This window comes from Asticcacaulis currens, from assembly GCF_028550395.1.
Taxonomy (GTDB): Bacteria; Pseudomonadota; Alphaproteobacteria; order Caulobacterales; family Caulobacteraceae; genus Asticcacaulis; species Asticcacaulis currens.
Genome location: NZ_JAQQKW010000005.1, coordinates 61941 through 78152, shown reverse-complemented (window position 1 = coordinate 78152; position 16212 = coordinate 61941). Strand labels below are relative to the sequence as shown.

At 62.4% G+C, this 16212-nt stretch carries 14 protein-coding genes and 1 tRNA gene; 9 read left to right on the top strand and 6 right to left on the bottom strand.

Annotated elements, in window-relative coordinates:
- The first annotated feature begins 1 nt into the window (after position 1).
- From PQU94_RS09710 to PQU94_RS09695, 4 genes are read left to right on the top strand one after another with little or no spacing between them, the layout of a single operon-like run.
- On the top strand, positions 2-625 hold the full coding sequence (locus tag PQU94_RS09710) for a hypothetical protein (RefSeq protein ID WP_272741270.1): 624 nt from the start codon (positions 2-4) through the stop codon (positions 623-625).
- Positions 622-2601, top strand: coding sequence for a penicillin-binding protein 2 (gene mrdA, locus PQU94_RS09705; RefSeq protein WP_272741269.1), 1980 nt, complete (start codon positions 622-624; stop codon positions 2599-2601). The genes PQU94_RS09710 and mrdA overlap by 4 nt, the downstream gene beginning before the upstream one ends.
- A gap of 7 nt (positions 2602-2608) precedes the next feature.
- Positions 2609-3772 (top strand): rod shape-determining protein RodA, encoded by a 1164-nt coding sequence (rodA, locus tag PQU94_RS09700; protein ID WP_272741268.1) that lies wholly within the window; start codon positions 2609-2611, stop codon positions 3770-3772.
- Positions 3773-3805: 33 nt separating this feature from the next.
- The gene (locus PQU94_RS09695) at positions 3806-4345 is read left to right on the top strand and encodes a hypothetical protein (protein WP_272741267.1); all 540 of its coding nucleotides are present in this window, start codon (positions 3806-3808) and stop codon (positions 4343-4345) included.
- A 159-nt stretch (positions 4346-4504) separates the two neighbouring features.
- Here the strand turns inward: PQU94_RS09695 and PQU94_RS09690 are convergent, their stop codons facing one another.
- The gene (locus PQU94_RS09690; protein ID WP_272741266.1) at positions 4505-5212 is read right to left on the bottom strand and encodes an NAD-dependent deacylase; all 708 of its coding nucleotides are present in this window, start codon (positions 5210-5212) and stop codon (positions 4505-4507) included.
- 4 nt (positions 5213-5216) lie between these two features.
- Positions 5217-6917 (bottom strand): gamma-glutamyltransferase, encoded by a 1701-nt coding sequence (ggt, locus tag PQU94_RS09685; RefSeq protein WP_272741265.1) that lies wholly within the window; start codon positions 6915-6917, stop codon positions 5217-5219.
- Between the two features lie 397 nt (positions 6918-7314).
- Here ggt and PQU94_RS09680 point away from each other — a divergent pair, with 397 nt between their 5' ends.
- Positions 7315-9000 carry a methyl-accepting chemotaxis protein gene (locus tag PQU94_RS09680; protein ID WP_272741264.1) on the top strand — a complete coding sequence of 562 codons (1686 nt, stop codon included), beginning with the start codon at positions 7315-7317 and terminating at the stop codon, positions 8998-9000.
- Positions 9001-9118: 118 nt separating this feature from the next.
- Here PQU94_RS09680 and PQU94_RS09675 read toward each other — a convergent pair.
- Positions 9119-9195 (bottom strand) — tRNA-Arg (locus PQU94_RS09675).
- Between the two features lie 196 nt (positions 9196-9391).
- Between PQU94_RS09675 and PQU94_RS09670 the strand changes: the two genes are divergently transcribed.
- Positions 9392-9526 (top strand): hypothetical protein, encoded by a 135-nt coding sequence (locus tag PQU94_RS09670; protein ID WP_272741263.1) that lies wholly within the window; start codon positions 9392-9394, stop codon positions 9524-9526.
- A gap of 110 nt (positions 9527-9636) precedes the next feature.
- On the opposite strand, the gene PQU94_RS09665 is transcribed toward PQU94_RS09670, so the two are convergent.
- Positions 9637-10935 carry an MFS transporter gene (locus PQU94_RS09665; protein ID WP_272741262.1) on the bottom strand — a complete coding sequence of 433 codons (1299 nt, stop codon included), beginning with the start codon at positions 10933-10935 and terminating at the stop codon, positions 9637-9639.
- A gap of 113 nt (positions 10936-11048) precedes the next feature.
- On the opposite strand from PQU94_RS09665, the gene PQU94_RS09660 reads away from it, so the two are divergent.
- The 3 genes from PQU94_RS09660 to PQU94_RS09650 all read left to right on the top strand — a co-directional run bounded on the left by PQU94_RS09660 (position 11049) and on the right by PQU94_RS09650 (position 13548).
- Positions 11049-12338, top strand: a complete 1290-nt coding sequence (locus PQU94_RS09660; protein WP_272741261.1) for a Y-family DNA polymerase — start codon at positions 11049-11051, stop codon at positions 12336-12338.
- Between the two features lie 77 nt (positions 12339-12415).
- A complete protein-coding gene (locus PQU94_RS09655) occupies positions 12416-12673 on the top strand; it encodes a hypothetical protein (RefSeq protein ID WP_272741260.1) in 258 nt (85 codons plus the stop codon).
- Between the two features lie 5 nt (positions 12674-12678).
- Complete coding sequence (locus tag PQU94_RS09650) at positions 12679-13548, top strand: Rossmann-fold NAD(P)-binding domain-containing protein (protein ID WP_272741259.1); 870 nt, start codon at positions 12679-12681, stop codon at positions 13546-13548.
- Between the two features lie 57 nt (positions 13549-13605).
- On the opposite strand, the gene PQU94_RS09645 is transcribed toward PQU94_RS09650, so the two are convergent.
- Together PQU94_RS09645 and PQU94_RS09640 are read right to left on the bottom strand one after the other, a co-directional pair.
- Positions 13606-15348, bottom strand: a complete 1743-nt coding sequence (locus tag PQU94_RS09645) for a gamma-glutamyltransferase family protein (RefSeq protein ID WP_272741258.1) — start codon at positions 15346-15348, stop codon at positions 13606-13608.
- A 36-nt stretch (positions 15349-15384) separates the two neighbouring features.
- On the bottom strand, positions 15385-16143 hold the full coding sequence (locus PQU94_RS09640; protein ID WP_272741257.1) for an alpha/beta hydrolase: 759 nt from the start codon (positions 16141-16143) through the stop codon (positions 15385-15387).
- Positions 16144-16212: the final 69 nt, after the last annotated feature.

The following is a 16212-nucleotide window of genomic DNA, read 5'->3' as shown; positions in this document are numbered from 1 at the left end:
CATGCTGGCTCCGCAACGCCGCCCCCGTTCATCCTCCACGCGCAGCATGACGCCGTCGGCCAGCCGCCGTGCGCGCCTGTATAAGGCTCTGTTTGAAAACCGCACGCCGCGCCGGGGCTCCGGCGGCATAGTCGGGCCGCAGGACTGGTTGTTCTATCCGGCCCTGATGGCGATTCTGGCGACAGTTGTGCTGGCGACCGACCTCCCTCTGTCCTTCGGCCTCGACCTGCCGGAGCCGGTGTGGCCGGTGGCCCTGGCCTTCGCCTGGCCCCTGATCCGCCCCAGCTTTATCGCGCCGCTGCTGCTGGGGGTTATGGGGCTGTTCCTCGACTATTTCTGGGGGGCACCTCTCGGCTTTTACGTCATCAGCCTGATGGCGGTGCACGCGGCGACCCTGCTGATCCGCAGCTACATCGTGGGGCAGGACACCTGGGTGGTCATCGGAGCCTATTCGCTGGCGGTTCTGTTGTTCTTCACGCTGGGCGTTGTGCTGACCACGCTCGATTCCGGCGTTGTCCCGCGCCTCATCAGCGTTTTCGAGCAGATGTTCGCCACCTGGTGTCTGGTGGTATTCGTGCTGATCCTGCTGGATCGCTTTCTCAACAGCGATGTGAGGTTCAATTGAGCGAACCCTCCATCTTTTTTGAGGACGTTAATGAGAAGCAGGGGACGTTTCACCGCCGCATCTTTCTGATGGGCGGGGTGACGGCGCTGGGCATTTTTGCGCTCGGCGGGCAACTGGCCCTGCTTCAGATCGTGCAGGGCGGCAAGTACAAGCGCCTGTCGGCGGCCAATCAATTCAATTTCCGTGTGGTGCCGCCGCCGCGCGGAAAGATTCTGGACCGCAACGGCAATGTCATCGCCGGAAACCGTCCCTCCTTCCGCGTCCTGATTATCCGCAACGAAATCGACGACCTCGACGACACGCTGGATCAGATTTCCTACGTCCTGCCGCAGGTGCAGGACAACCGCCGCCGCATCGTGCGCGACATCAACCAGTCGCAGCGCTTCGTGCCGACCGTCGTGGCGGCCGATCTGACCTGGGAAGAATTTTCGCGCGTCAACCTGTTTGCTGCCGAAATCCCCGGTGTGCAGGCGGTGATGGATGAAATCCGCGTCTATCACTACGGCGGAGCCTTTTCGCACGTCGTAGGCTACGTCTCGAAAATTTCCGAAAAGGACCTTGAGGCCGAAGGCGAAAACCCCGATCCGCTGCTGCTTCATCCGGGTTTTCGCATCGGAAAGCAGGGGGTGGAAAAGGCCTTCGACAAACAGTTGCGCGGCGTGGCCGGGGCGCAGAAGATCGAGGTCAATGCCAGTGGCAATATCGTCGCCGAAGACCCCGACGGAACACGCCCGCCCACACCGGGCGAGGACATCACCCTGACGCTGGATGCCGAGGTGCAGGCGCGTGCGCTTGAGGTGTTCGAGCAGGATTCCGGCAGTGCGGTGCTGCTCAACATTCACACCGGCGAAATCCTGTGCATGGTGTCGGCCCCGTCCTTTGACCCCAACCTGTTCGTGTCGGGCATTTCGTCCAAGGCCTATAAGCTGCTGAATGAATATGAGCGGCGGCCTCTGCTGGACAAGGCAATCGGTTCGACCTTCGCGCCGGGTTCGACCTTCAAGATGGCCTCGGCCCTGTCTTTCCTCGACTACGGTATCGACCCGACCGAGAAGGTGGTCTGCCGCGGGTCCTACCGCTTCGGTAATCGCACCTTCCGCTGCCATGGCGTGCATGGGGCGGTCGATATGCGCCACGCGCTGAAGTTTTCGTGCGACACCTATTTCTACCATATGTGCAACCGCCCCGGCGTGGACCGCATCGCGGCCACCGCGCACAAGCTGGGGCTGGGCGAACTGTTTGAACTTGAGATCGAGGGGCAGAAGAAGGGACTGGTGCCGACGACCGAATGGAAGCGCACCTATTTCGACGGCACGAAAGGCCGCCCCAAAGACCCCAAATGGCACCCCGGTGAAACCCTTTCGGTGGCCATCGGTCAGGGCTATACGACGGTTTCTGCCCTGCAACTGGCTGTCTATGTGTCGCGTATCGCCAATGGCGGTAAGGCCGTCACGCCGCACCTGATCAAGAAAATCGGCGCGGTGGATAAGGATTTTGATTTCAAACCGCTGGGCATACCGCCGGAGCATATCCAGATCGTGCGCGACGGCATGGAGATGGTGTCCAATGACGCCGACGGCACGGCGTTCCGTAATTCGCAGCTCAATCTGGGCGACATGAAGATGGCCGGCAAGACCGGGACGGCGCAGGTCATCAACTATGATCGCGCCGGCACGCGCAAGGCGACGCAGTGGAAGAACAAGGACCACGGCCTGTTCGTCTGCTACGCCCCGGTCGATAATCCGCGTTACGCCATGGCGGTTATCGTGCAGCACGGTATCGCCGGGGGCCGCTTTGCCGCTCCGAAGGCGCGTGAAATCATGAAGGTCGCCCTGCTCAAGGACCCTGAACTTCAGGCGCGCATCGTCGCCCCGCCACCACCCGAGCCCGTCGAAGCCGCTGAAACCGCGCCGCCCGAGGTCGAAAGCACCGAGGTGGCACCGGAAAGCATCGAATACATCCCTCCCGTACCCTGAGGTTCCCATGGCCGAAAGCGCAATGACCCGGCGGGGCGAACGCGAACGTTATGATATCAAGCTGCTTCAGGTGGACTGGGGCTTTGCTCTGGTGCTGTCGCTGATTGCCGGGATCGGCGCGCTGGTCCTCTATTCGGTGGGCGGCATGTCGTGGGAGCCGTGGGCCTATAATCACGTCCTGCGTTTCGGCCTGTGCTTTGTGGTAATGATCCTGCTGTCGCTGATAGATCTGCGCTGGTGGATGCTGCTGGCTTATCCGGCCTATGGGGTGTCGCTTTTGTTGCTGGTGGCGGTCGAACTGGTCGGGGATGTGCGCATGGGCGCACAGCGCTGGCTGGAGATCGGCTCCTTCTCCATGCAGCCGTCTGAATTTATGAAGCTTGCCATCGTCATGGCGCTGGCCCGCTGGTACCACGAAGCGGGGACCAAGGACGCTGTCCTGTCTTGGAAGCTGTTTATCCCCTTCACCATGATCATGGTGCCTGTGCTTTTGGTGGCGCACCAGCCCGATCTGGGGACGGCCATGCTGATCCTGCTGACCGGGATTACGGTGATGATTGTCGCGGGGCTTGACTGGCGTGTGATTGCCACCGCCGCCGTGGGCGGGATCGTGGCCGTGCCCTTCTTCGTCATGTTCGTGATGCACGATTATCAGCGCAAACGCATCCTGACCTTCCTCAATCCCGAAGCCGATCCATCGGGCGACGGCTATCACATACTGCAATCCAAGATCGCCATCGGCTCCGGGGGGCTCCTGGGCAAGGGGCTGGGGCTGGGGTCGCAGTCGCAGTTGAGCTTCCTGCCGGAAAAGCATACGGACTTCATTCTGGCGGCGGTGGGTGAGGAACTCGGCTTCCTTGGGGCGTTCACGGTCTTCGCCCTCTATGCGTTGGCCGTTTTTATGGCGCTGCGCATCGCCTCGCTTTCGCATTCGCATTTCGGACGACTGGCCGCGGCCGGGGTGACGGCCACCTTTGCCCTCTACGTCCTGATCAACGGGGCCATGGTCATGGGGCTGGCCCCCGTGGTCGGTGTGCCTCAGCCGCTTCTGTCCTATGGCGGCTCGGTGATGACCACGGTGATGATCGGCTTCGGCCTCGTTATGGGGGTCAAGGTGCACCGCTATCAGGAATTGCCGCGCACCCAGTCCTTCCTGTCGCATTTTGAATAAAAAGCGCTTCCGGCAGGCGCGAAAGAACAGATTATGGATTTTGAGGAACTGATCGAACTGGCGCGCGACTCCTATGTGGGGCAATTCGCGCATTTTGCCGATGTGCAGGCCAAGGCCCATCCGGGTGGCGTGGCCGAGGTCAAGCTGGAGGTCTCGGTCGAGGCCGGGCTTTACCGGTCGCTCTATTGCGCCGACTATATGACGGGCCCGGCGGAGGACGACGCGCCGCAGATCGTCGAACTGTCGCCCGACGAAGAGGTGGCGTTTGATCCGATTGTGGTGACGCTCAATGAACTGGAAATGACGGTCGAGGCGCTCGACTGGCACGAGATGAATCTGTCCCTGACCGGTGCGCCGGAAACGCTTCAGGGGCTGGAAGCGTGGTTCGAGACCTGGTTCGATCCGGAAGACCGCAATGTTGATCTCGACTCGCGCTTTTCGGGCCACATCCATTCGCTGCTGGTCGATGCCGACCACCTGCACGTCGATTTTGGCACGGCCCCGGTGCAGGCCCTGATCGACCTGCTGCTGCTGATCGAGATGAACGGCTGCACGGCGGTGCGGGTGTTTTAAATCGCGGCTTTCATAGTGCAGTTAAACCACAGATTACACAGATTTCACAGATTTGCGCTTTGCGCCTTTAACTCTTCCAGTCTGCGTCCCGGTCAGTCCTATCAATCTGTGTAATCTGTGAAATCTGTGGTTCTTCACAGAGTGAAGGTCGAAACCACTCTAAAGCAGCCTTTCAATATAGGCCGGCACCACCTCAGTGGCGGGACCGTACAGGCGCTCTTGAAACAGGCTGTGGCCCTGAGACGGGTCAAGGTTCAGTTCCACCGTGTGCGCTCCGGCGCGCGTGGCCTCCTGCACGAAGCCCGCTGCCGGATAGACATTGCCCGACGTGCCAATGGAGATAAACAGGCCGCAGCCCGACAGGGCGTCGTAGATGCGATCCATCTGAAACGGCATTTCGCCGAACCACACGATGTCCGGGCGCAGGCCCAGCGTCCCGAAGGGCGAGGGCGTGTCGATATGGATGTCGCCCCTCCAGTCACAAGTTTTGCCCGTTTCGACGCAGCGCGCCCGCAGAAGCTCCCCGTGCATGTGGATCAGGCCAAAACCGCGTTTCGGCGTGACACCCCGATGCGACCGGTCGTGCAGATCATCGACATTCTGCGTCACCAGCAGCACGTCGCCGTCATAGGCCGCCGACAGTCGCGCCAGAGCCTGATGCGCCGCATTTGGGACCACGGCTTTCAACTGCGCCCGGCGTTGATTGTAGAAGTCGTGGACCAGAACCGGATTGGCCGCGAATCCTTCGGGCGTGGCGACGGCTTCGACGCGGTGCCCGCACCACAGCCCGTCGGAGGCACGAAAGGTCGGCACGCCCGACTCAGCGGAAATGCCCGCACCGGTGAGGATAACGATCGAGGGTCGCACGGCCTTATTGCCCTGTCAGCACCACGCCTTCGCGGCGCGGATCGGCTCCGCCGTCGATGCCGCCGTTGCGGAACATGACGCCGTGCAGGCCGGAGTTTTCGCCCTGTACCTCCTGGATCGTATAGCCCATGTCCTTCAGACCTTGCAGAATCTCCGGCTTCAGGCCGGCCTCGATGCGGATGGCCGCCGGGTTGGCCACGATGTTCGGCAGGGCGACGGCCTCCTGCACGCTGAGATTCCAGTCGAGCATCCCCACCAGCGCCTTGAGATTATAGGACAGGATGGACGACCCGCCCGGCGAACCGATCATGCCGATCAGGCGCTTGTCCTTATCGAAAATCAGCACGGGCGACATGGAGGAGCGCGGGCGCTTGCCCCCTTCGACTGCATTGGCGACCTTCTGACCGGCTTTTGTCACCGGGGTGAAAGAGAAGTCGGTCAACTGATTATTCAGGAAGAAGCCGCCGACCATGCGACCCGTCCCGAAGATACTTTCGACCGTTGTGGTCATGGACAGGGCATTGCCATAGCGGTCACGGATGACGAAGTGCGTGGTCCCGGCGGGTTCCTGCGTTGCGTCTTTGGCCCAGGCCACGGCGGTGGGGGGTGTGCCGTAGGTCGGGGCCGGTGACGCCTTGCCGATGGAGATGGTGGCCGCACGACTGCGCACATAGGCCGGGTCCCGCAAGCCTGTGACCGGTACGCTGACGAAGTCGTTGTCGGCCACGTACTGATCTCGGTCGGCGTACATCAACCGCTCGGCTTCGATAATCACCTGCCAGCCGCGCGCATCATTCACCCCGTAGGCGTTCATCGGGAAGGCTTCGACGATCTTTAACGCCTGAAGCAGCGACACGCCCGATGAGGGTGGTTCCGGCACGCAGATAATATAGACGCGATAGGTGTCGCAGACCGGTGCCCCGGACTTGGGGAAATACATCTTGAAATCGAGCGGTTGCAGATCGCCTGGCAGGGGGCCTTCGTGGGTTTTGGCGATCATCGCCTCGACCAGCGGCCCCTCACGGAAGATGACCGCGCCCTTGTCGGCCAGGGTGCGCAGGGTTTGCGCATAGGCGGGGTTTTTCAGCACATCGCCGGTCTTTTTGACGCCACCTGCGCCATCGCCGAAATAGGTCTTCACGTCGGGCGTCTGGCTCTGCGGGAAGCGTCCGCTGGCCAGATAGTTCCCCAGACGCGGCGAAATGACAAAACCCTCCTCGGCCAGTTTTTCCGGCGTGTGGAACAGATCTTTCCACGCCAGCTTGCCGTGCTGGGCATGGGCCATGTCGAGCATCAGCACCGCCCCCGGTACGCCGGTAGCGCGGCCCGACACCACCGCTTCGCCAAAGGGCAGGGGCGTGCCATCGGGCTTGAGGAACAGGGTGCCGTCGGCGGACTTCGGCGCGGTTTCGCGGCCATTATAGGCGGTGGTCTGACCCGTCTTGCGGTCGTAATAAACCATGAAGGCCCCGCCGCCGAGGCCGGAGCTTTGTGGCTCGACCAGAGACAGGGTCGCCTGAACGGCGATGGCCGCATCGACCGCCGTGCCTCCGCGCGCCAATATCTCCATGCCCGCCCTGGCCGCCAGCGGATTGGCCGCCGCCACCACCGGCGTAAAACGTTCACGCGGTGCCGGGCTCAGCGTGGCACAGCCACTCAGACCCAGACCCAGCGCGACGGTGAGGAGGAAACGGCGTGACTGCATGGGGAGGGGCTTCCGCAGGGATCAAAACACTCAGTCACACCTTATAGGAAACCCATCACGCGCCGGCTAGTGTCCTGAATCTGAAATTCGAATGCGCTTGATATTGCTCACTGGCGAATTTCAGATTCAACGGGACGCTAGCAACTTATCGTATCTATTATCGTTTTTGAATTTGAAGTTCGCCCGGCTCTCGATATCAGACTGAAGCGAACTTCAAATTCACGATAATAGGGCAGGGCAGAAAAATACCGGTACCGCACAGCGTGCTTTCCAATCCTTTGCAGGCATAAAGGTACCGTTTTTATGGCAGATGCTGCCATCCGTTACCACTTATTAACCTTGTTACGAAATGTTCAGTAACGGCGTTTTTGGACGATTCAAAGTGGACGGGGCCTCTATGCTGAACAATTTATCTATGCAAATCAAGGTGATCGTGCTTCTGGCGCTGATCGCGGCCGTGGGGGTGGGGGCGGTGCTCTACACCGATAGCTCTCTGGGCGGTAATATAGACAAGTACGATCAGGCCCTGACGGGACCGGCGCCCGGTACGGTGGCGCTGGCGCGCTCGGGTCGTCACGCGGCCTGGACGTCGCGCTCGATTCTGAAAGCCATTATCGCCACAGACGCCACCAAGCTGGCAAAGGCGGAGAAGGACATCGAAGACGGCAAGGCCAAGTTCAACGCTGAAATGGACAAGGCTGAAAAGTCTCTGCCTAACAAGGTTTCTGAGTTCAAACCCCTGCGCGAAAAATACAATGCGGCCATGAGCAGCGCCTGTGCCGAGGTGGCCAGTCTGGCGCAGGCCGGTCAAAAGGACGCGGCCATTGCGGCGATGGACAATGGCTGCGGGCCGCAATTGCTGGAGGTCATGACCGGCGTTGCCGGTGTGGTGGATCGCACGATTGAAGAAAACAACGCCCTCGCCGCCAGCCTCCAGAAAAGCGCCGATACCGATATTCGCAATGCCAATATCTTCGGTCTGATTGGCCTGCTGGTCGCCGGCAGCTTTGCCGTGTGGCTGACGCGCACCGGCATTTCGGCGCCTGTGGTTCGCCTTGATGGCCTGATGGGCCAGATGGCCAAGGGCAAGCTCGACGTCGTTATCCCCGGTCAGGAGCGTCGCGACGAGATCGGTTCGATGTCGCGCACCGCCGAAGCCTTCCGTCAGGGCCTGATGGAAGCCGAAACCCTGCGCGCCTCCGCCGAGCAGCAAAAGGCGGTGGCCGAGGCCGAGCGCCGCGCCGCCATGCTGAGGCTGGCTGATGATTTCGAAAAGTCCGTGGGTGGTATCGTGTCTCTGGTGTCTTCTGCGGCCACCGAAATGCAGGCGGCGGCTTCGCAACTGAGCGCCACGGCGCAGGAAGCCTCCGCGCAGTCCATCGCCGTTTCCGCCGCCGCCGAAGAGGCCGGGGCCAATGTCACCTCGGTGGCGGCCTCTACGGAGGAGCTGGGCGCCTCGGTCGGGGAGATCGGGAGACAGATGGAAACCTCGGCCTCGGTCGCCGCCAATGCCGTGCGCGAAGCCGAAGAAGCGCAGACCGTGGTCAGTGAACTGAACGAGACCGCGGCCTCCATCGGCGGTGTGGTCGATCTGATCGCCGGGCTGGCCAACCAGACCAATCTGCTGGCGCTCAACGCCACGATCGAATCGGCACGCGCCGGTGAAGCGGGCAAGGGCTTTGCGGTGGTGGCCGCCGAGGTCAAGGCGCTGGCTTCGCAGACCGCCAAGGCTACGACCGATATCTCCGACAAGATCGCCAAGATCCAGGACGCGACCAACCGCGCGGCGACGACCATGCGTAACATCGCCGGGACGATCCAGAGCCTGAACCATTCCAGCACGGCCATCGCCTCAGCCGTGGAGCAGCAAAGCGCAGCGACGCAGGAGATCATTCAGGCGGTCAATCAGGCCTCGGTCGGAACGCAGGAGGTGAACTCCAACATTGCGGGCGTGGCGCAGGCCGCCGAACAAACCGGTGAAGCCGCGGTGCAGGTCCAAAACTCATCGGCCGAACTGGCCACTCAGGCCGAGCGCCTGCATCATGAGATGGACAAGTTCCTGCAAACGGTCCGTGCCGCCTGATCGCGGTCACACGGCCAACAGAACAAGCCCCGTCAGAAATGGCGGGGCTTTGTTTTGTGGATTTGGCGAATGCGCAAAAGAAAAGGCTCCCCGCAGGGAGCCTGTCTTTGAAACGGAATGGCGCACTCGAAGAGATTCGAACTCCTGACCCTCAGATTCGTAGTCTGATGCTCTATCCAGCTGAGCTACGAGTGCGTGTCCATTTCGTGTTCCCGCCTCAGCGGCGAGGGCCGGACAATTAGTCTCTTGGAATTTTAAACGCAAGGCCTTTTAAAAAGTTTTCCCCCGATTTTGCGTTTTTTTTGAAAGAGGCGGTGTCGTTGCGGGACAGGACAGCGGGCATGGCTTTTGCACCTTCGTGGGTCCGTTGACTCATTTCGGGACAATGACCGTGGCGATCAAACTCAACTATGCCCCCCGGCGGGACGATTCCGGCAAGCGGCCCAGGTCGCCGCTCGTGCGTCCGCTCGACATCATTCTGGGCCTGAGCATAGGAATGGCTCTGGCGGCCTTTCTGATCTTCTAAGCGCATTCCGAAAAGTGGGAACCGGTTTTCGGGTCAAATGCGCGACCAGTCAGAGCGCATTCCGAAAAGTGGGAACCGGTTTTCGGGTCAAATGCGCGACTTGCTAAAACTTACCCGGCGTTCAGCTTGCGCTCGACCCGGGCGACGCGCAGCGCCAGCAGGGCGGCCGTAAAGCACATGGCCGCGCAAAACCACAGAGGGCCGTTCGCTCCCATCTGACTGAACAAAAAGCCCGCTACGACCGGTCCGGCGATACGGGCAATGGCGCCCGTCGATTGGTTGAGGCCCAGCATGGCCCCCTGACGGTCGGGGGGCGTTGATTTCGAGATGATCGCTGAAATCGAGGCGAAGATGACGGCCTGCCCCAGGGCGGCCAGCATGACCAGCGGCGTGACCAGTATCGCGACCTGATTGATCCCCTGAAGGAAGAAGCCCATACCGAAGACGATCAGGCCCAGCACCAGTATGCGCGCCTCGCCATAGCGGCGCACCAGCGGGCGGGTGAAGACCATCTGCATCAGGGCGGCGGTCACCCCGATGAACAGAAAGACCAGACTGACTTCGCGCGGGCCCCACTCATACCGCGCCTTGGCCCACAGGCCGAAGGTGGCCTCAAGCCCGGCGAGGGCGGCCATGTAGAACAGGGTGGATAGAATCAGGCGGCTGATGATCGGATGGCGGCGGGCTTCGGCGAAGGTGGCGCGAAAATTCTGCGGGGCCGCATGGGTGCGCACGCGGCTTTCGCGCACATAAAAGAGGATGCCAAGCGTTGCCACCGCCGACAGGCCGGCGGCGAGGAACAGGGGCAGTCTAAAGCCCGCGGCCCCGGCCTCTTCGTGGGCCAGAAAGCCGCCAATGACCGGCCCGATGACGAAGCCCAGTGAAAAGGCTGCCCCGATCAGGCTCATGCGGCCCGCGCGCTGATGCGGTTCGGACATATCCGACACATAGGACTGGATGCACGACACATTGCCGGAGCCTATGCCGTTCAGGAAGCGGATAGCGATGGCCCACCACACATTGGGCGCGAAGGCCAGCAGCACATAGAAGAGGATATTGGACGCCGTGGTGATGACCAGAACCGGTTTGCGACCCCACTTATCCGACAGACCGCCCCACAGGGGCTCGGCAAAGAACTGCCCCAGCGAATAGGCGGCGAACATCAGCGTCACCTGCCACGGCCCGGCCTTCAGAGTCTGGGCGAAGAAGGGCATCAGCGGCACCAGCAGGCCGAACCCCACCAGATTGATGAAAACGACGGCGAACATGACGCTGAGCGCGCCATTGTCCATGATGGCGCGTTTGAGCGTCGGCTTACCGCCTTTTGTGTCGGAGGGGGTGGCGGTCTCGGCGTCTGGTTCCGATACGGACGGGTCCGGTCGGGGCGTCTGGGGCTTCGTCACTGACATTCACACCCTATAGTGCATTTGGGTGCAGGTGCGAAAGCCCTCGCTGTTCACCTTCCACCGGTGCGCGCGATTTGGAGCCCGTCTGAGCTTGACTCGCCTAAAATGTTCTTGTTATGTTCCATTTTATGCAGAAGACGCAGACCAGACACTGGGACGACGGGAGCGGGCTGAAATGGCTCTATCTCGACATGAACAGCTTTTTCGCCAGTTGCGAACAGCAGGCGCGGCCGCATATGCGCGGTCAGCCGCTGATCGTGGTGCCGGTGAAGAGTGACTATACCTGTGCCATCGCCGCCAGTCAGGAGGCCAAAAAGCTGGGGATCAAGACCGGCACCTCGGTGGCGGTGGCGCGGCAACTCTGCCCGAACCTGCACGTCGTCGAAGCACGGCCGGATGACTATGTACGCATTCACCACCGCATCCTTGAGGAGGTCGATCACGTCATCCCCGTCGAAAAGGTCTGTTCGATCGACGAGGTGGCCTGCCGGCTGATGGGACCGGAGACGGTGGAGGCGGCGGCGCGCGCCCTGGGGCATCGTATCCAGAGGCGGATTTTGTCCAATATCGGTGAATGTCTGACGGCGTCCATCGGCCTGGCCCCGTCGCGGATGCTGGCCAAGACGGCGGCGGATATGCAAAAGCCGCTGGGGATGACGGTGCTGCGCCGTGATCAGTTGCCGGGGCCTTTGCTCGATATCGACATCGGCGATTTTCCGGGCATAGGTCCGGCCATGAAGGCGCGGCTGGACCGGGCGGGCATCAGCGATCCGCGGCAGCTCTGGCACCTTAGCGCCAACCGCATGCGTCAGCTGTGGGGCGGCATCGGCGGGGATCAGTTCTGGTACGCCTTGCATGGCATCGACCCGCCGGAGACCGAAACCGAACGCGGCAGCATCAGCCATTCGCACGTTCTGGCAGCCGAACTGCGTCCGGTGGACGCTGCGCGCGCCGTCGCCCGGCGACTGACGGCCAAGTGCGGGTCTAGGCTGCGGCGCATGGGCTATAAGTGCGGCGGCCTGCACCTGTCGATTCGCGGCACGCAGGAGGGCCGGGCGCAGGCGGAGCGCCTGTTCATGGCCACGGCCGACAGTTTCCGCTTGCTGGAGGCCGCCGATGCGCTGTGGGATGTGTGTGTGCGGACCCTCAACCAGACGCGTATCAAGAAGGTGTCGGTCACCTGTCTGCGTCTTATTGCGGCCGATACGGCCCCGGACCTGTTCGGCTACAGCCCGGCAGCGGACGAGGACCCGCGCCATATGCGCCTGCTGGCGGCAATGGATGCCCTCAACCAGCGCTTTGGCAAGGATCGCATAAGCATAGGTCCCAAGCCGAAATTGCATGAATTTGTGGGTGCCAAGATCGCCTTTAACCGCGTGCCGGAAACGCCTGAGTTTTGGGAATGAGGCCAATCTTGTGGTCCCGACCTGTGGCCAGACAGTTTTGGGTTCTCAAACGCGCGGGCTAAGGCTATAGCTGCGGCATGAATGACAAGGTCTTCTATACCGGTGCGGCGGTCATCGCCCTTTTGATGATCGCGCTCAGCTTCGTCTGGCCGCAGGGTCTGGGCGTGCGCTCACCCGCGCCGTTCGGTCATGAGATTGTCCTGCCCGATGTCGTGCGCGCCCAGCGCGAAAAGGCCGAACGCAACGCCCGACGCAAGGCCGAACAGGCGGCGGAACGCGCCGCCAAGGCGCAGGCCTCAGCCGAAGCATCGGCCTCTGCCGCCTCGGCGCAATAAAACCGATGACGCGCGTTCTGGTGTTCGGCTACGGCTTTATCGGCGCGGCCTTTGCCGCTCTGTGCCGCGCGCGCGGGTATAGCCTGTCGGCCACAGCCCGCACGGCGGAAAAGCGAACTTGGCTGGCCGGGCAGGGCATCGACGCCGTGGACCCGCTCAGCCCGCAACTGAGCGATATTGCGGCAAAGGCCGATCTCATCCTGATCACACCTGCACCGGATGACGCGGGCTGTCCGGCCTTTACGGCGCTGGAGGCGACCCTGCGTCAGGCCCCGCGCCAATGGCTGGGCTATCTCTCGACCACCGGCGTCTATGGCGACCGGGGGGGCGGCTGGGCCTTTGAGGATCAGCCTCTGACGCCGCTGTCCACCGAAGGCCGCCGCCGCGTACAGGCCGAAACCCAATGGCTGTCGCTAAGCGCGCAACACGACGTGGCGGTGTTTCGTCTGCCGGGCCTGTATGGCGTGGGGCGCAGCGTCATCGAACGGCTGCGCGACGGGACAGCACGACGTATCCATAAGCCGGGACAGGTCTTTTCGCGCCTTTACGATACCGACTGCGCCGACGCCTTGCTACGCAGCGCCGATCGTCGGCGCGCCGGTGCGGTCTATAATCTGTGTGATGATGAGCCGGCTCCGGCGGATGCGGTTCTGGTGTGGGCGGCGCAGACCTTTGGCTTTGCGGTGCCACCCGAAATCCCGTTCGACGCGCCGGACCTGAGTCCCGGAATGCGGCGCTTCTATGCCGAAAACAAACGCGTTTCCAATGCCCTGGCCAAGGCCGAACTGGGCTGGCGACCGGCCTTTCCGACCTATCGCGAAGGCCTGCGCGAAGTCTGGCGCTTAGTGCGGAAAGTCTCCGTCATCCCGCACTAAATTTTTGTTTGTCGCGCAATTTTTCCGTAAAGTGGTGCCCACTTTATCGGATTGCGCTTAATAGGCCAGAGCTAGCCCGTCCTTCCGCATTTCGGTCGCCGCCCCGTAGGCCCGACCCAAAGGATCGGCCTGCGTCACGATGGCCTGATAGCCGCCATAGGTGCCGGGCGACGGCTTGATCGACCAGCCGAGCTTTTCCAGACCGGCGCGCGTTTCCAAAGGCACGCCGCTTTCGAGATTGAGCGTGCCGGTGCCTTCCGCCACTTCGCCCGTGGGTTCCGAAGACCCCTCGTGGTGCCAGCGTGGCGCATCGCCCGCCTCCTGAAGCCCCAGCCCGTAGTCGATCAGGTTGACCAGAATCTGCGCCTGACCCTGCGGCTGCATGTCGCCGCCCATGACGCCGAAGCTGAGCCACGGCTGGCCGTCTTTGCAGGCAAAGCCGGGGATGATGGTGTGGAACGGCCGCTTGCCCGGCGCGTAGAGGTTGGGCGAGCCGTCGCGCAGCGAGAAGAGTTCGCCCCGGTCCTGAAGCATGAAGCCCAGACCGTCCGGCATCAGGCCGGAGCCCATGCCACGATAGTTGGACTGAATCCAGCTCACCATCATGCCGTCTTTGTCCGAGACAGTGAAATAGGTGGTGTCGCCGCGCGCCGGGGCCTCATAGGGGACGATGCGCGGCAGGATGGCATCGGGACGAATTTTTGCCGCCTGTTCCTGCGCATAGGCCTTGGATAACAGGGCCTCGACCGGGATTTTGGAAAAGGCGGGGTCGCCAAAGAATTTGGCGCGGTCCTCAAAGGCCAGACGCTTGGCCTCGATCTGGGTGTGCAGCGAGGCGGTGGTCTGAAAGCCCATGCCTTTCAGGTCGAACGTCTCAAGGATATTCATCATCTGAAGCGTGGACAGGCCCTGCGTATTGGCCCCCAGCCCCAGTACCTCGATGCCGCGATAGGTGGTTTTCAGCGGCGTCGTGTCTTCGCCGCGGTGCGCCATCAGGTCCGATTTGCGCAGGTGCCCGCCGATGCGGCGGAAATAGGCGTCGATCGTGTCGGCGATCTGCCCCTCATAGAAGCTGCGCGCGCCGTTTTCGGCAATATAGCGATAGGTACGGCCAAGGTCCGGGTTGCGGAAGATTTCGCCTTCGCGCGGGGTGCGCCCATTTGGTGCGTAAACCTTCAGGAAGTTCTGAACCTCCTCGATGCCGGAATCGGGGTTGGTAAAGCGCCGGTAGCTGGCATTGAGATAGAAGGCGATGGTCTGGGCCACCGGTACGCCGCGCTCACACAGGGCGATGGCCGGGGTCAGCACATCGGCGAATTTCAGCCGGCCATAGCGGGCGTGCATCTGCCCCCAGGTGTCCACCGCGCCGGGCACGGAGACCGAGACGCTGCCCCACGACGGGATGTGGCCGTTCTTCGCTTTTGAGCGCACATAGTCGAGGCTCATGCCCTTGGGCGAACGGCCCGACCCGTTGAATCCTACCACTGTCTTTTGCGCCGGGTCCCACAACATGACATAGGCGTCTCCGCCGATGCCGCAGGAGATGGGCTCAAGGAAGCCGAGCGCCGCATTGATGGCGATGGCGGCGTCGATGGCCGAGCCGCCCTGACGCAGAATGTCTATGCCGATCAGCGTGGCCATAGGGTGGGCCGTGGCGGCGGCCCCTTGCGTGCCCCACACGGTCGAACGTCCGGCGAACTTCGCTCCGGCGATGCGGTCCCCGCCGTGCAGCGGGTCCAGCGCCAGAGCCGGGGTGGCGGCGAGGGCGGGCAGGGCGGCAAAGAATGAGCGACGGCGCATGGGGGACTCCAGCTTTGCCCTATCTGGTATCAAATCTTACGGCTTGGCAAGGGGCCGCAGGGCGCGCACCGTATCGACCAGCCGCCGCAAATCGGCGGGTCCGGACAGGCGGTGATCACCGCCCTTGATCAGTTCCAACGTCACGTCTTTTGACGACAGATGCTGCGCCAGCCGCAGACCGTGCGGCCACGGCACCACCTCGTCCGCAAGGCCGTGCAGGATGCGCACCGGCCCGTCGAAGGCGAGCGGCTGATCCAACACCCGGTGGTCGCGCGCCTCATCGAAAAAGGCCTGCGACATGGGCACATCGTAGTCGTAGCCGCGCAGGTGGAAAAAGCCGGAAACCTCCAGCGACCGCCGGTCTTCGGGCGATAGCGACGGCAGCATCAGTTCGGTGGCAAAGTCAGGCGCCGGGGCGATGAAGACGGCGGCCTTCACCCGTTCGGGCCGGTCGCGCATCAGAAGCGACGCCATCCAGCCGCCCATGCTGGAGCTGATGATCAGCAGGGGCCCGGCGGTCAGGTGATCCACTACGTCCAGCACATTCTGCCGCCACTGACCGACGCGGGCCTCTTCCCAGCGACCGGGGCTTTCCCCGTGCGCGGCATAATCAAAGCGCAGGAAATCCCAGCCTTCGGCGCGGGCGGTCTGCGCCAGCGCTTCGGCCTTTGAACCGGTCATATCCGACTTGAAGCCGCCCAGCCACAGGACGGTGGGCCCTTCGCCTCTGACGTGGCGGTAAGCGATCGACGCGTTGAGAAACTGCGTGCTGTCTTGATTTGGCTCGGTGCTCATGCGCATAAGCCTTAATTGCCCGGAGCCTCTCGAACAAGCGCTTATGCCCCTGAAATCCTCCCCTTCATC

What these genes read in the sequence shown, in the direction of transcription:
- PQU94_RS09710 (WP_272741270.1), top strand. Translation starts at nt 2, where the DNA reads ATGCTGGCTCCGCAACGCCGCCCCCGTTCATCCTCCACGCGCAGCATG.
- rodA (WP_272741268.1), top strand. Translation starts at nt 2,609, where the DNA reads ATGGCCGAAAGCGCAATGACCCGGCGGGGCGAACGCGAACGTTATGAT.
- PQU94_RS09695 (WP_272741267.1), top strand. Translation starts at nt 3,806, where the DNA reads ATGGATTTTGAGGAACTGATCGAACTGGCGCGCGACTCCTATGTGGGG.
- ggt (WP_272741265.1), bottom strand. Translation starts at nt 6,917, where the DNA reads ATGCAGTCACGCCGTTTCCTCCTCACCGTCGCGCTGGGTCTGGGTCTG.
- PQU94_RS09680 (WP_272741264.1), top strand. Translation starts at nt 7,315, where the DNA reads ATGCTGAACAATTTATCTATGCAAATCAAGGTGATCGTGCTTCTGGCG.
- PQU94_RS09665 (WP_272741262.1), bottom strand. Translation starts at nt 10,935, where the DNA reads ATGTCAGTGACGAAGCCCCAGACGCCCCGACCGGACCCGTCCGTATCG.
- PQU94_RS09660 (WP_272741261.1), top strand. Translation starts at nt 11,049, where the DNA reads ATGTTCCATTTTATGCAGAAGACGCAGACCAGACACTGGGACGACGGG.
- PQU94_RS09655 (WP_272741260.1), top strand. Translation starts at nt 12,416, where the DNA reads ATGAATGACAAGGTCTTCTATACCGGTGCGGCGGTCATCGCCCTTTTG.
- PQU94_RS09650 (WP_272741259.1), top strand. Translation starts at nt 12,679, where the DNA reads ATGACGCGCGTTCTGGTGTTCGGCTACGGCTTTATCGGCGCGGCCTTT.
- PQU94_RS09645 (WP_272741258.1), bottom strand. Translation starts at nt 15,348, where the DNA reads ATGCGCCGTCGCTCATTCTTTGCCGCCCTGCCCGCCCTCGCCGCCACC.
- PQU94_RS09640 (WP_272741257.1), bottom strand. Translation starts at nt 16,143, where the DNA reads ATGAGCACCGAGCCAAATCAAGACAGCACGCAGTTTCTCAACGCGTCG.